11 protein-coding genes are annotated in these 13,775 nt (G+C 69.0%); 3 read left to right on the forward strand and 8 right to left on the reverse strand.

Annotated features, from left to right (window positions below; all coding sequences use genetic code 11):
• Nucleotides 1-8 precede the first annotated feature (8 nt).
• Together YS110_18885 and YS110_18890 are read left to right on the forward strand one after the other, a co-directional pair.
• Nucleotides 9-905: a carbohydrate kinase family protein gene (locus YS110_18885; protein ID UJB66684.1), complete on the forward strand. Its 897-nt coding sequence runs from the start codon at nucleotides 9-11 to the stop codon at nucleotides 903-905.
• A 317-nt stretch (nucleotides 906-1,222) separates the two neighbouring features.
• Nucleotides 1,223-1,828, forward strand: coding sequence for a hypothetical protein (locus tag YS110_18890; protein ID UJB66685.1), 606 nt, complete (start codon nucleotides 1,223-1,225; stop codon nucleotides 1,826-1,828).
• Between the two features lie 130 nt (nucleotides 1,829-1,958).
• Here YS110_18890 and YS110_18895 read toward each other — a convergent pair whose 3' ends face one another.
• From YS110_18895 to ccsA, 8 genes are all read right to left on the reverse strand, one after another.
• Entirely contained in the window at nucleotides 1,959-2,564 is a 606-nt protein-coding gene (locus tag YS110_18895; protein UJB66686.1) for a histone, read from the reverse strand.
• Nucleotides 2,565-2,734: 170 nt separating this feature from the next.
• Entirely contained in the window at nucleotides 2,735-3,853 is a 1,119-nt protein-coding gene (locus YS110_18900; protein ID UJB66687.1) for a ribonucleotide-diphosphate reductase subunit beta, read from the reverse strand.
• Between the two features lie 141 nt (nucleotides 3,854-3,994).
• Entirely contained in the window at nucleotides 3,995-6,886 is a 2,892-nt protein-coding gene (locus tag YS110_18905; GenBank protein ID UJB66688.1) for a ribonucleoside-diphosphate reductase subunit alpha, read from the reverse strand.
• Between the two features lie 406 nt (nucleotides 6,887-7,292).
• Nucleotides 7,293-7,919, reverse strand: a complete 627-nt coding sequence (gene ampD, locus YS110_18910) for a 1,6-anhydro-N-acetylmuramyl-L-alanine amidase AmpD (protein ID UJB66689.1) — start codon at nucleotides 7,917-7,919, stop codon at nucleotides 7,293-7,295.
• Entirely contained in the window at nucleotides 7,897-9,384 is a 1,488-nt protein-coding gene (locus tag YS110_18915) for a sigma-54-dependent Fis family transcriptional regulator (GenBank protein UJB66690.1), read from the reverse strand. The genes ampD and YS110_18915 overlap by 23 nt, the downstream gene beginning before the upstream one ends.
• 7 nt (nucleotides 9,385-9,391) lie before the next feature.
• Nucleotides 9,392-11,086 carry a PAS domain-containing sensor histidine kinase gene (locus tag YS110_18920; protein UJB66691.1) on the reverse strand — a complete coding sequence of 565 codons (1,695 nt, stop codon included), beginning with the start codon at nucleotides 11,084-11,086 and terminating at the stop codon, nucleotides 9,392-9,394.
• Between the two features lie 16 nt (nucleotides 11,087-11,102).
• Complete coding sequence (locus YS110_18925; protein ID UJB66692.1) at nucleotides 11,103-11,333, reverse strand: hypothetical protein; 231 nt, start codon at nucleotides 11,331-11,333, stop codon at nucleotides 11,103-11,105.
• On the reverse strand, nucleotides 11,330-12,130 hold the full coding sequence (gene ccsA, locus YS110_18930; GenBank protein ID UJB66693.1) for a cytochrome c biogenesis protein CcsA: 801 nt from the start codon (nucleotides 12,128-12,130) through the stop codon (nucleotides 11,330-11,332). The genes YS110_18925 and ccsA overlap by 4 nt, the downstream gene beginning before the upstream one ends.
• 103 nt (nucleotides 12,131-12,233) lie before the next feature.
• On the opposite strand from ccsA, the gene ffh reads away from it, so the two are divergent.
• Nucleotides 12,234-13,607 (forward strand): signal recognition particle protein, encoded by a 1,374-nt coding sequence (gene ffh / locus YS110_18935; GenBank protein ID UJB66694.1) that lies wholly within the window; start codon nucleotides 12,234-12,236, stop codon nucleotides 13,605-13,607.
• Nucleotides 13,608-13,775: the final 168 nt, after the last annotated feature.

Raw genomic sequence — 13,775 nt, forward strand, 5'->3', positions numbered from 1 at the left:
CACAAGAAATGGCTGCGTTGATTTGCGGATCCCTGGCGTTCGACACCATCATGACCTTCGAGGGGCGCTTCGCCGAGCAGATACTGCCCGACCAGCTGCACATCCTGAACGTCTCGTTCCTGGTGCCGCAGCTGCGCCGCGATTTCGGCGGGTGCGCCGGCAACATCGCCTACAGCCTCAAGCTGCTGGGCGGCGAACCGCTGCCCATGGCCATGCTGGGCAACGATGGCGGCGGCTACCTGGAGCGCCTGCAAGGCCTGGGCATCAGCACCCGCCACGTCGGGCTGGCGCAGGACAGCTATACCGCCCAGGCCATGATCATGACGGACCGTGACAACAACCAGATCACGGCCTTCCACCCCGGCGCGATGATGCAGGCGCACAGCCAGCGCATCGACGCCGGCACGGGCGCGCGCCTGGCCATCATCGCCCCCGATGGGCGCGACGCCATGCTGGAGCACGCCGCGCAGTGCCATGCCGCCGGCATCCCCTTCGTCTTCGACCCGGGGCAGGGCCTGCCCATGTTCAACGGTGACGAGCTGGCGGCTTTCGTGGCCCAGGCCAGCTGGATCACCGTCAACGACTACGAAGGCAAGATGCTGTGCGAACGCACCGGCTGGAGCCTGGAAACCCTGTCGCGCAAGGTGCGCGGCCTGGTCGTGACCCTGGGCGGCGAGGGCTGCGAGGTCTGGACGGACGGTGCCAAGATCCTGGTGCCCCCTGTGCCGCCCGCTGCCGTGGTGGACCCCACGGGGTGCGGCGACGCATGGCGCGGCGCGTTGCTCTACGGCCTGGAGCAGGGCTGGCCGCTGGAGCGGTGCGCGCAACTGGGCAACCGCGTGGGGGCGCTCAAGATCGCGCAGCGCGGGCCGCAGAACTACCAGCTGGACTTCGATCCCCAGTGAGCTTCCGCCTCCTGGGGCGTAGTCCGGATGGGAAATATGGGTCAAATAGGCCTCCAGCGCCCATCCAGAAAGCGCGAGAAGCTATCAAAATAGGAGCTTTCATCCTGCCGCTTCGCCATCCAACCCTCAGCCAGCGCCGCCGATCCGACGCCAGCCAGAGGAGGGGCTTTCATGTCCCTCGCCCTGCGCTGGCGGTTTCGTGTTCGAGCGCTACGACCGGGGTTGCTGAGTTTCTGCGCTGCAAACTTTGAAGAGAAGGAAGTCCATTGAACCGCTACATTCATTTGCCCAAACGCTCTCATTCCGTGGTTTGCCACATGGCCGCCAAGGTGCTGGGCATGGCGGCGCTGGTGCTCGGCGCCTTGCCCGCCCATGCCGACATCCTGTGGCTGCAGCGCGAGGGCGACCAGTTGCAGGCGCGGATCGGTGAGCTGTCCGTGCCTGGGGCCTTGCCGGCGCTGCGCGATGCCCAGCCCGTCCTGCCGGGTGGGCGCGTGGCGCCCATGGCCACGGCGGCGGACCACTACAGCTTTGCGCCTGGCGAGGGCGATGCACGTTTCACCGCACTGCGCGTGGGCGGCAATGGCGTGCTGACCTACTTCCAGGCGCGGCATGGCCGGCAGGAAACAAAAGCCGCCAATGACCTGGAGCTGGTGCCCGCCGAGCCGGGCGGCAATACCTTCCGCCTGTTCTTCAAGGGCCGGCCCGCCCATGCCAGCCGTGTGAACGTGGACACCGCCGCGGGCTGGCGCAAGTCGCTCACGCCCAATGCCGATGGCAGCGTCACGCTGGATACGCCGATCCCGGGCCTCTACGTGCTGGAGGTCAGTGCCAAGCTGAACGATGCCAACGTCACCATCGATGGCAAGAAGTACGAGGACGTGCGCTACACGGCGACGCTGAGTTTCGAAGTGAAGCCGTGACGGCGGGGCAATAAAGAGCCGGCCACCGCGTGTGGCCGCTGCCCCCAAGGGGGCGTTATTGCCTTGGGGCGGCCCGGCGGCAATAAAAAAACCCGGCTGCAAGCCGGGCCGTGCGCAGGCGCGTGGGTGTTTACGGCTTGCCGCCGGTCGGGAAGGGCCACGCGGCTTTCGGACTGAGCGTGGTCTGCACGGCAGGCGCTGCAGGTGCTGCCTTGGCCACGGGCTTGGCGGCGGCTTTCTTCGGCGCGGCGGCTTTCTTGGCGGCCGTGCTGGCCTTGGCGGCTTCGGGCGCCTTTGCTGCTACCTTCTTGGCGGCAGGGGCGGCTGCCTTCTTGGCGGGTGCTGCCGTTTTGGCGGCTGCGGGTGCGGCCTTCTTGGCTGGCGTGGCCTTCTTGGCGGGGGCGGCGGCCTTCTTCACCGGGGCGGCAGCGGCTTTCTTTGCAGGCGCGGCAGCGGCCTTCTTGGCGGGCGCTGCGGCCTTGGCCTTTTGCGGCGCGGCCGCTACGGCTTTCTTGGCGGGTGCGGCGGCCTTGGGGGCGGGCGCGGCCTTCTTGGCCGCTACGGTCTTGGCCGGCGCGGCGGCCTTCTTAGCGGGGGCAGCGGCCTTCTTGGCGGGCGTCGCGGCCTTGGCGGCGGGCGCGGCCTTCTTTGCGGCTACGGTCTTCTTGGCCGGAGCCTCGGTGGCTGCGGCCTTTTTGGCGGGTGCGGCTTTCTTTGCGGTCGGCTTGGTTGCCATGATGGTCTCCTGGGTCGATGGGCTTGGAGCACTTCACGCCGAACCGGTGCGAAGCGATCCATGGCGGCGGATGCGCGCATCCACCGCCATGAATGAAGCAAGCCCCTGGCGGCGGCAGCTTGCCGGCTGCCAGGGGGCTTGGAGGGTATTCGCCATCGCCGTGCAGGGCATCAGTCCCAGGAAAGCGCGCCGCCGGACTGGTACTCGATGACGCGCGTCTCGAAGAAGTTGCGTTCCTTCTTCAGGTCGATCATCTCGCTCATCCAGGGGAACGGATTTTCTTCGTTGGGGAACAGTGCCTCCAGCCCGATCTGGGTGGCACGGCGGTTGGCGATGTAGCGCAGGTAGCCCTTGAACATGGAGGCGTTCATGCCGAGCACGCCGCGCGGCATGGTGTCTTCGGCGTAGCGGTACTCCAGGTCCACGGCCTTGAGGAACAGGGCCTTGATCTCGTCCTTGAACTCGGCCGTCCAAAGGTGCGGGTTCTCCAGCTTGAGCTGGTTGATCAGGTCGATGCCGAAGTTGCAGTGCATCGACTCGTCGCGCAGGATGTACTGGTACTGCTCGGCCGCGCCCACCATCTTGTTCTGGCGGCCCAGCGCCAGGATCTGCGTGAAGCCGACGTAGAAGAACAGCCCTTCCATCAGGCAGGCGAAGACGATCAGGCTCTTGAGCAGCGTCTGGTCGGTCTCCGGGGTGCCGGTGTGGAAGTTCGGGTCCATGATCGCGTCGATGAACGGGATCAGGAATTCGTCCTTGTCGCGGATCGAGCCGATTTCGTTGTAGGCGTTGAAGATCTCGCCTTCGTCCAGGCCGATGGACTCCACGATGTACTGGTAGGCGTGGGTGTGGATCGCTTCCTCGAACGCCTGGCGCAGCAGGAACTGGCGGCATTCGGGCGCGGTGATGTGGCGGTAGGTGCCCAGCACGATGTTGTTCGCGGCCAGCGAGTCGGCGGTGGTGAAGAAGCCCAGGTTGCGCTTGACGATGCGGCGTTCGTCTTCGGTCAGGCCGTTGGGGTCCTTCCACAGCGCGATGTCGCGCGTCATGTTGATTTCCTGCGGCATCCAGTGGTTGGCGCAGGTGGCCAGGTATTTTTCCCAGGCCCATTTGTACTTGAAGGGCACGAGCTGGTTGACGTCGGTCTGGCCGTTGATGATGCGCTTGTCGGCGGCGTTGACGCGGCGTTGCTGAGAAGCAGCCGCAGAAGCTTGCGGGCTGTGGAGGGGAGTGCCGCTTTGCAGGGAATCCTGCGGTGCGGGCTTGGCTTCTTCGTCCCAGGTCAGCATAGGTTGTCCAGTGTCCGGATTATGAAAGCAGTGCTGCAAAAAGGAAAGCGCTGCAGCGTTGCGCAGCAAGGTTCTGTTGCATGGTGGCCGCGTGCACGGCCCGGTTTCCCCGGGGCCGTGCAACCGGCCTTCGGTGGGGCCTTACTGGCAGGCCTCGCAACCGGGGTCGTCGATGGCGCAGAACTTCACGTCGGTGGCAGGGGCGGCGTTCATCTGGGCCTGCGCCGCGGCGGCCGCGGCCTCCAGCGCGCCGTCCGCGCCGTGGCTGGCCACGGCGTTGAGCTGGCGCTTGTTCACCGTGCTCATCTCGACGTGCGTGGCGCTTTGCGTGCGCAGGTAGTAGGTGGTCTTGAGGCCGCGCACCCAGGCCAGCTTGTAGGTCTCGTCGAGCTTCTTGCCCGATGCGCCGGCCATGTAGATGTTCAGGCTCTGCGCCTGGTCGATCCACTTCTGGCGCCGCGAGGCGGCTTCGACCAGCCAGCGCGGCTCGACCTCGAACGCAGTGGCGTACAGCGCCTTGAGGTCCTGCGGCGCGCGGTCGATGGGCTGCAGCGAGCCCTTGAAGTGCTTCAGGTCCATCACCATCACGTCGTCCCAAAGGCCCAGGCGCTTGAGGTCGCGCACCAGGTAGGCGTTGACCACGGTGAATTCGCCCGACAGGTTGGACTTGACCGACAGGTTGCCGAACGAGGGCTCGATCGAGGCATCGACGCCGACGATGTTGGAGATGGTCGCGGTCGGGGCGATGGCCACGCAGTTGGAGTTGCGCATGCCGTCCTGGGCGATCTTGCGGCGCAGGGCGTCCCAGTCCAGGCGTGTGCCGCGGTCCACCTGCACGTGGCCGCCGCGCGCCTGCTCCAGCAGGTTCAGCGTGTCCAGCGGCAGGATGCCGCGGTCCCACAGCGAGCCGCGGTAGCTGGAGTACTGGCCGCGCTCCTTGGCCAGCTCGGTCGATGCCCAGTAGGCGTAGTAGCAGATGGCTTCCATCGACTCGTCGGCGAAGGCCACGGCGGCGTCGGATGCATAGGGAATGCGCAGTTCGTACAGGCTGTCCTGGAAGCCCATCAGCCCCAGGCCCACGGGGCGGTGGCGCAGGTTGGCGTCGCGCGCCTTGTCCACGGCGTAGTAGTTGATGTCGATGACGTTGTCGAGCATGCGCATGGCCGTGGCGATGGTCTTGCGCAGCTTGGCGTGGTCGAGCTGGCCGTCCTGGATGTGGCGCAGCAGGTTCACCGAGCCGAGGTTGCACACGGCGGTTTCGGTCTCGCTGGTGTTCAGCGTGATCTCGGTGCACAGGTTCGACGAGTGCACCACGCCCACGTGCTGCTGGGGCGAGCGGATGTTGCACGGGTCCTTGAACGTGATCCAGGGGTGGCCGGTCTCGAACAGCATCGACAGCATCTTGCGCCACAGGTCCACGGCCGCCACGCGCTTGAACAGCGTGAGTTCGCCACGGTCGGCCTGGGCCTCGTAGGCACAGTAGGCGCGCTCGAAGTCCTGGCCGTACAGGTCGTGCAGATCGGGCACGTCGGAGGGGGAGAACAGCGTCCACTGGCCCTTGTCCATCACGCGCTTCATGAACAGGTCGGGAATCCAGTTGGCCGTGTTCATGTCGTGCGTGCGGCGGCGGTCGTCGCCGGTGTTCTTGCGCAGTTCCAGGAACTCCTCGATGTCCAGGTGCCAGGTCTCCAGGTAGGTGCAGACCGCGCCCTTGCGCTTGCCGCCCTGGTTCACGGCCACGGCGGTGTCGTTGACCACTTTCAGGAAGGGCACCACGCCCTGCGATTCGCCGTTCGTGCCCTTGATGTGCGAGCCGAGCGCGCGCACGCGCGTCCAGTCGTTGCCCAGGCCGCCGGCGAACTTGGACAGCAGCGCGTTTTCCTTGATGGCGTCGTAGATGCCCTCCAGGTGGTCGGGCACCGTGGTCAGGTAGCAGCTCGACAGCTGCGAGCGCAGCGTGCCGCTGTTGAACAGCGTGGGCGTGCTGCTCATGAAGTCGAACGACGACAGCACCTCGTAGAACTCGATGGCGCGCGCGTCGCGGTCGCTCTCGCGCAGCGCCAGGCCCATGGCCACGCGCATGAAGAACGCCTGCGGCAGCTCGATGCGGGCTTTGCGCACGTGCAGGAAGTAGCGGTCGTACAGCGTCTGCAGGCCGAGGTAGTCGAACTGCAGGTCGCGCTGGGGCTGCAGCGCCTTGGCCAGCCGGGGCAGGTCGTATTGCAGCAGCTGCGGGTCGAGCAGCTCGTTGTCCACGCCCTTCTGGATGAACTGCGGGAACGAATTGGCATAGGCCTCGCCCATGGCGGCCGGGGCCACGTCCTGCCCCAGCACCTCGCGCACAATGGTGTGCAGCAGCAGGCGCGCGGTGGCGTAGGTGTAGTCGGGGTCCTTCTCGATCAGCGTGCGCGCCGCCAGGATCGAGGCCTTGTACACCTCGTCCATGGGAATGCCGTCGTACAGGTTGCGCAGCGTCTCGGCCACGATGGGCTCGGGCTGCACCTCGCCGCTCAGCCCGGTGCAGGCGCTGGCCACGAGCGCGCGCAGGCGCAGCAGGTCGAGCAGCACGCGCTGGCCGTTGTCCACCACGTGGATCGCCGGAGCCTGGGGCAGAAGCTGCGCCTGCTGCTGCGCGCGCTCCTGCGCGCGGCGCTCGCGGTACAGCACGTAGGCGCGCGCCACCTCGTGGTGGCCGCCGCGCATCAGGCCGAGTTCTACATGGTCCTGCACGTCCTCGATGTGGAAGGTGCCGCCGCCGGGGCGCGAGCGGGCCAGCGCGCGCACCACGGCATGCGTCAGTTCGTCCACCACCTCGCGCACGCTGGCCGAGGCCGCGCCCTGCGTGCCGTGCACGGCCAGGAAGGCCTTCATCAAGGCCACGGCGATCTTCTGCGGCTCGAAGGCGGCCACGGAGCCGTTGCGGCGCAGGATCTGGTAATGGGCCAGGGCGGACTGGGCGCGGGCGGTCGCCTCGAAAGCCTGGAGCGCCGGGTCGGCATGCGTGGAAGAAGGCGTGTCAAACGCAACTTGCATGGTGAATCCTCGGGTTGGGGTCGTTGGCCAGCCGGGGCGCGCGCAGCGGGGCTGTACCAGGGTGTAACGCTATATCTAGTGTCCTGCTTGAAGGCAAAACGCTACCTGTAGTGTACCGTCGTTGCCGCCTTCGATGCAGCGCGTGGGCTTGGCCGGCGCGGGCCGGGCCGTGGGAGGCCGCGTGCAAAACACCGCGCCATGGGGCTTGCCGGGGCCGAACGAAGCGCCCATGCCGCTTGCGCCGCGATTCGCCCCGGCAGGCGGTATGGATGCTGGGGCGCGCCGTTTCCCTGCGTGCGGGGAAAAACCCTTTGCGATGTGGGGAAAGGGGCGGCTGTACGACCGCGCTGTGCTGAGGTTTTGAGGTGTTTTTGGCCTCTAACCCTTATGCAGCAAGCGCAAGGCGCTATGTTTTTTGAGTCCTGTTGCTGTCCGGCGCGGGAAAGCGGGCCGCTTCCCACCCCAGCGCCTGCTGCAGACGGCGCCACTGGAACCCGGGCCCTGGGTCTTGCTTGCGCCCCGGGGCGATGTGCTCGTGCCCCGCGACGTGGGCGATGGGGTAGCGCGCCGCCAGGTCGCGGCACAGGCGGGCCAGCGCGGCGTATTGCGCGGGCGCGAAGGTCCGGCCTTCCAGGCCTTCGAGCTCGATGCCGACCGAGTCGTCGTTGCAGCGCTCGCGGCCGCGGTAGCGCGAGGCGCCCGCGTGCCAGGCGCGCTGGTCGCAGTCCACGAACTGCCACAGCGCCCCGGAGCGCGTGATGAAGAAGTGGGCCGAGACTTCCAGCCCGCGCAGGCCCTGGTAGTAGGGGTGGGCGTCCCAGTCGAGCCGGTTGGTGAACAGCTGCTGCACCGCGCCGGTGCCGTACTCGCCTGGCGGCAGGCTGATGGAGTGCACCACGACCAGGTCGATGTGCGCCTGCGCTGGCCGCGGGCCGAAGTTGGGCGAGGGCAGGCGCCGCGCGCCGGTGTGCCAGCCCCCGTCCCAGGCGGGATGGGAGGGTGCGGGCTGCTCATTCGGCGTCGTCGGCGCCATCGCTGTCCTGGGGGGTGGGGATCTGCAGCCGCGCGATGCGGTAGCGGATCTGGCGCAGGCTGATGCCCAGGCGCACGGCGGCGGCGGTGCGGTTGAAGCCGCTGTCGTGCAGGGCGCGCACGAGGATTTCGCGCTCCTGCTGGTCGAGCCAGCCCTGCAGGTCCGAGGGCAGTTCCTTCAGCGCTTGCGCCAGGGCGGGCGTGGGCGCTGGCACGGCCTCGGGCGTTGGCGCGGCCGGCTCTTCGGGCGCGGGGGGCGCTGGCGGCGGCATGGGGGGGGCCGTGCCATGGCCGAGCTGCAGCGTGCCCTCCTCGCTGAGGGTCATGGCCCGGTGCAGCAGGTTCTCGAGTTCGCGCACGTTGCCCGTCAGCGGGTGGCTGGCGATCTGCGCCAGCGCCTGCGGCGTGAGCTGCGGGGTGGGCTGGCCGGATTCCTGGGCGATGCGCGTCAGCAGCGCCTCGCACAGCGCGGGCAGGTCCTCGCGGCGCTCGCGCAGGGCGGGGAGCACCAGCTCGATCACGTTGAGCCGGTAATACAGGTCCTGGCGGAAGCGCCCGGCCTGCACGTCGGCGGCCAGGTCGCGGTGCGTGGCGCTGATGATGCGCACGTCCGCGGTCTCTTCCTGGGTCGAGCCGAGCGGGCGCACGCTGCGCTCCTGGATGGCGCGCAGCAGCTTCGACTGCATGGACAGGGGCAGGTCGCCGATTTCGTCGAGAAACAGCGTGCCGCCCCGCGCGGCCTGGAAATAGCCCTCGCGGTCTTGCGTTGCGCCGGTATAGGAGCCCTTGCGCGCGCCGAAGAACTCGGCTTCGAGCAGGTTCTCGGGGATGGCGCCGCAGTTCACGGCCACCAGCGGGCCGTCCGCGCGCTGGCTGTTGGCGTGCAGGGCGCGTGCCACCAGCTCCTTGCCGGTGCCCGACTCGCCGCGCACCAGCACCGGCGCCATGCCACGCGCCACCTTGGCGATGTGCTGCTTGATGGTGCGCATGGGCTCCGAGTCGCCCACCAGGCGGTCGAGCGCGGCGCAGCCGTCGTGCGGCGCGGCCGCCGGCTTGGTGCCCGGGCGCGCGCTGCGCGGCGCGGGCACGCCGCCCGCGCCCTGCACGGCCGAGGCCACGACGGCGCGGAACTGCTTGAGGTCCACGGGCTTGGTCAGGTAGTCAAAGGCGCCGGCGCGCAACGCCTCCACGGCGTTCTCGGCTGAGCCGTAGGCGGTCATGACGACGCAGCGCTCGCGCCGCTGGGCGTCGCGCAGCTCCAGGATCAGCTCCAGGCCCTGGCCGTCGGGCAGGCGCATGTCGGTCAGCACCACGTCGAAGCGCTGCGCGCGCAGTTGCTGGCGCGCCTCCTGCACGCTGGCGGCGGTCTCCACGCGGTGGCCCTCGCGCAGCAGGGTCAGCTCATACAGGGTGCGCAGGTCGGGTTCGTCGTCGACGACCAGTACGAAGGCGGCGTTGGCGGTCATGGGTGGTTCAGACCATGAGGGTGTCGAAAAGCCCCGCAGGCTCTGCCGGGCGCGTGGTCTTGCGGAACGTGACGGTGAAGGCGTTGCCGCCAGCGGGGCCCCGCGCCGTGGCGCGGGACAGCCGCTGGTACGCCAGGGAGGCACCGTGGCGCTGGCACAGCTCACGGCAAATGTACAGCCCCAGGCCGCTGGAGCGGCTGTGCGAGGAGAAGAACGGCTCGAACAGGTGGCGCTCCACCGAGGGGTCGAGGGGCGCGCCGTCGCTCCACACCTGCAGGCTGACCAGGCCGGTGCCGGCGGCCTGGGTGTGGAGCTGCAGCGAGTCGGGCTGCGTGCCCATGAAGCGCAGCGCGTTGTCCAGCAGGTTGATGAGCACGCGCCGCAGGTGCTCGGCGTCGAACTCCACCTGCACCCCGGGCGCCTGCAGCGCCACCAGTGCCTGGCGCCGCGCCGGCTCGGTGCCGCGCCAGTCGTTCCAGACCTGCGCGACGGCCTCGTCCAGCGCCAGCGAAACGGCCGGCGCATGGCTGATCTGGTTCTGCACGCGGGCGATGTCCAGCACCTCCTCGGCGATGCGCGCCAGGCGCTCGGCGTTCTGCTGCACCATGTGGCACAGCCGCTGCTGCGCCGGGTCGCCGAGGTCTTCGCCGAGCAGCGCGTTGGCCTGCACGATGGCGGCCAGGGGGTTGCGGATTTCATGCGCCACGGCGGCCGACATGCGCCCCATGGCGGCGAGCTTCTCGGTGCGCAGCCGCGCCTCCAGCTCGCGCAGGTCGTGCAGGAACATCACGCACTGCGGCTCCGTGCGGGTCTCGCGCGCGCCCTGCTGCGCGGCTGTGAGCCAGGTGCGCACGCGCAGGCCCGTGGGGCTCTGGCCGGGGTGCAGCAGGCCCACGTCGGCGCGCTGCGGCTGCCCGCTGGCGAAGGTGGCGCGCGCCATGCGCCACAGCGGCTCCCAGGCGGGTTCCGCGCCCAGCAGGAAGGGCGGCGTCAGGCCGTCCGCCTGCCCGCCCAGGAGCTGCCGCGCCGCCGGGTTGGCGGCGCGCACGCTGCAGTCCTGCGACAGCACGAGCACGCCGTCGCTCAGGTTCTCGATCACCAGCGCATTCACCTGGCCCTGCTCGCGCGCGCGCTGCTGGCTCTGCTGCGCCATCTGCTGTTCGCTCAGCAGGCGCTGTGCCAGCTGGTACGCGAGGTAGGCCACCATGAAGTAGCCGGTGCCGGTCAGCGCGGCCTGCAGGTAGTGCTGCGCGGCATCGCCCGCGTTCGGGTCCAGGCTGCGCCACCAGACGCTGCCCAGCAGCAGCAGCGTGGCCGTGGCCGTGGTGCCCAGCGCCAGCGTGAGCGAGCCCAGCACCGAGGCCATGAGGATGGGAATGCCGAACAGCGGCGTGTAGTTCATGCCCCCGTTCTGCAGCCATTGCAGCAGGCCCACCATCAGCAGGTCCACGCCCAGCAGCGGCAGCCACGACGGCCCTGGCTGCGGGTCGGGCGGCAGCGGCGCCGCCAGCAGCCGCGTGAGCACGGCCACCACCAGGTACAGGGCGCACAGCGCCAGCAGCTCGGGCTCGGGGTTCTGGTGCAGCGCCAGGCCCGCGCCCTGCAGCAGCAGCAGGGCCAGCGCCACCAGGGCGCGCGCGCTCAGGAAGCCGTGCCACAGGCGCTGGAAGGGGGTGTCGGAACGCTGCGGGGCGGCAGGCATCGCTGCGGGGGGCGTGCTAGCGCGGGCCGGCGCTGCGGTGTTCGGCGCAGCAGTAGTGGCGGCGTGCGTGTTCCAGGGCCTCGGCGCGCGGCAGGTGCAGCCCGCAATGGGCGCAGGACACCATGGCCTGGGGGTCTGGCACGGCGGGTGCGCGTGCCGTGGGCGCTGCGGGCGGGGGCGGGCGGTGCTTGTTGCGCCACAGCGCCCAGGCCAGGGCCAGCACGGCGAAGACCAGCAGGTACTTCATGCGCCCTTGCCCAGCACCACTTCGAGCACGAAGCGCGAGCCCACGTAGGCCAGCAGCAGCAGCACGGCGCCGCCGTACAGCACGCGCATGGCGCCGCGCCCGCGCCAGCCGAACTGCGTGCGCCCCAGCAGCAGGATGGCGAAGGTGACCCAGGACAGCACCGAGAACACCACCTTGTGGTCCCAGCGCCAGGCGCGCCCGTAGAGTTGCTCGCCGAACAGCCCGCCCGCCAGCAGCGTGGCCGTGAGCAGCACGAAGCCCGCCATGACGAAGCGGAAGGTGAGCCGCTCCAGCGTCAGCAGCGGCATGCCGCTGTGCGGATCGGCGGCCTGGCGGATCTGCCGTTCGGCGCGCGCCATGAGTGCGGCATGCACCACGGCGGCGGCGAACAGGCCGTACGACGCGATGCCCAGCGCCAGGTGCAGCGGCAGCCACGGCGAGGCCGTGCCGTGCAGCGGCTGGCCCGGGAAGGCGCAGGCCAGCAGCACGGCGACGGCGCCCAGGCCCGCCAGCATCCAGCGTGCCTGCATCTGCGGGAACAACTGGCGCTCCACGGCGTAGACCGTGAGCACCAGCCAGGCCGTCATCGACAGCGCGGGCGCGAAGCCGAAGCGCGGCGGCGCCTCGCCCACCAGCGCCCAGGCCAGCACGGCGGCGTGCAGCACCCAGGCCAGGGCCAGCGCGGTGCGCGTGGCGCCCGTGCCCAGGCGCGGGCCGGCAGCGGCCGGCACGGCATAGGCGACGGCCGCCGCCGCCGCGAGCAGCCAGCCGAGGAGGGAGGCACTGGGTAAAATCATGGCCCACAGTGTACCTGTGGGCCAGGGGTTTTCCCTCTGGCACCGCCCTTCCATCGCCCCCGGCTGTCCTGGCCTGCGGGCCCATCCAGAGACCGCAGCAGACATGGCTTCCGCACTCACCGACAAACTCTCGCGCCTCGTCAAGGAGATGCGCGGCCAGGCCCGCATCACCGAATCCAACGTGCAGGACATGCTGCGCGAAGTGCGCATGGCCCTGCTCGAAGCCGACGTGGCCTTGCCCGTGGTGCGTGACTTCGTCGCGCGCGTGAAGGAAAAGGCCATGGGCCAGGAGGTGCTGGGCTCGCTCAAGCCCGGGCAGGCGCTGGTGGGCATCGTCAACAGGGAACTGGCCGCCACCATGGGCGAGGGCGTGGCCGACATCAACCTGAACGCGCAGCCGCCCGCCGTCATCCTCATGGCGGGCCTGCAGGGCGCGGGCAAGACCACCACCACCGCCAAGCTGGCCAAGCACCTGCAGGAAAAGCGCAAGAAGAAGGTGCTCACGGTGTCGGGCGACGTGTACCGCCCGGCCGCCATCGAGCAGCTCAAGACCGTCACCCGGCAGGCCGGCGCCGAATGGTTCCCGAGCAGCCCGGAGCAGAAGCCGCGCGACATCGCGCTGGCCGCGCTGGACTACGCAAGGAAGCACTACTTCGACGTGCTGCTGGTGGACACGGCCGGCCGCCTGGCCATCGACGATGTGCTGATGCAGGAAATCAAGGAACTGCACGTCGCCCTGAACCCGGTGGAGACGCTGTTCGTCGTCGATGCCATGCAGGGCCAGGATGCGGTGAACACCGCCAAGGCCTTCAAGGAGGCGCTGCCGCTCACCGGCATCGTCTTGACCAAGCTCGACGGCGACTCGCGCGGCGGCGCGGCGCTGTCGGTGCGCGCCATCACCGGCGCGCCGATCAAGTTCGCCGGCGTGTCGGAAAAGATCGACGGCCTGGAGGTGTTCGACGCCGAGCGCCACGCCGGCCGCGTGCTCGGCATGGGCGACATCGTGGCGCTGGTCGAGCAGGTCACGCAGAACGTGGACCTGCAGGCCGCGCAGAAGATGGCCGAGAAGCTCAAGAGCGGCGATGGCTTCGACCTCAACGACTTCCTGGCCCAGCTGCAGCAGATGAAGCAGATGGGCGGGCTCTCCAGCCTCATGGACAAGCTGCCGACCGAGATCAAGGGCAAGGCCGGCCAGGTGGACATGGACAAGGCCGAGCGCGAGATCCGCCGCAAGGAAGGCATCATCTGCAGCATGACGGCGCTGGAGCGCCGCAAGCCCGAACTCATCAAGGCCACGCGCAAGAAGCGCATCGCCCAGGGCGCGGGTGTGCAGGTGCAGGAAGTGAACCGCCTGCTCAACGAATTCGAGCAGATGCAGACCATGATGAAGAAGATGAAGGGCGGCGGCCTCATGAAGATGATGAAGCGCATGGGCGGCATGAAGGGCATGAAAGGCATGCCCGGCCTGCCGTTTTGAGAGGCTGAGAGTCTTTTGCCCATGCCCGCCTTGCACGCCAAAACACCCCGGATCGTCGTTGCAAATGCTCGCCATGGCCCACGCTATGGCTGTGCTTTGCGCCTAGATCCGGGGTGTTTTGACGCGCCTTTCGGGCACGGCCAGAAAACCCTCAGCCTCTGAGCCGCC

It is taken from the genome of Acidovorax sp. YS12, assembly GCA_021496925.1.
GTDB lineage: Bacteria > Pseudomonadota > Gammaproteobacteria > Burkholderiales > Burkholderiaceae_C > Paenacidovorax.

Coding starts and splice junctions, on each gene's coding strand:
- YS110_18885 (UJB66684.1), top strand. CDS start 9: ATGGCTGCGTTGATTTGCGGATCCCTGGCGTTCGACACCATCATGACC.
- YS110_18890 (UJB66685.1), top strand. CDS start 1,223: ATGGCCGCCAAGGTGCTGGGCATGGCGGCGCTGGTGCTCGGCGCCTTG.
- YS110_18895 (UJB66686.1), bottom strand. CDS start 2,564: ATGGCAACCAAGCCGACCGCAAAGAAAGCCGCACCCGCCAAAAAGGCC.
- YS110_18900 (UJB66687.1), bottom strand. CDS start 3,853: ATGCTGACCTGGGACGAAGAAGCCAAGCCCGCACCGCAGGATTCCCTG.
- YS110_18905 (UJB66688.1), bottom strand. CDS start 6,886: ATGCAAGTTGCGTTTGACACGCCTTCTTCCACGCATGCCGACCCGGCG.
- ampD (UJB66689.1), bottom strand. CDS start 7,919: ATGGCGCCGACGACGCCGAATGAGCAGCCCGCACCCTCCCATCCCGCC.
- YS110_18915 (UJB66690.1), bottom strand. CDS start 9,384: ATGACCGCCAACGCCGCCTTCGTACTGGTCGTCGACGACGAACCCGAC.
- YS110_18920 (UJB66691.1), bottom strand. CDS start 11,086: ATGCCTGCCGCCCCGCAGCGTTCCGACACCCCCTTCCAGCGCCTGTGG.
- YS110_18925 (UJB66692.1), bottom strand. CDS start 11,333: ATGAAGTACCTGCTGGTCTTCGCCGTGCTGGCCCTGGCCTGGGCGCTG.
- ccsA (UJB66693.1), bottom strand. CDS start 12,130: ATGATTTTACCCAGTGCCTCCCTCCTCGGCTGGCTGCTCGCGGCGGCG.
- ffh (UJB66694.1), top strand. CDS start 12,234: ATGGCTTCCGCACTCACCGACAAACTCTCGCGCCTCGTCAAGGAGATG.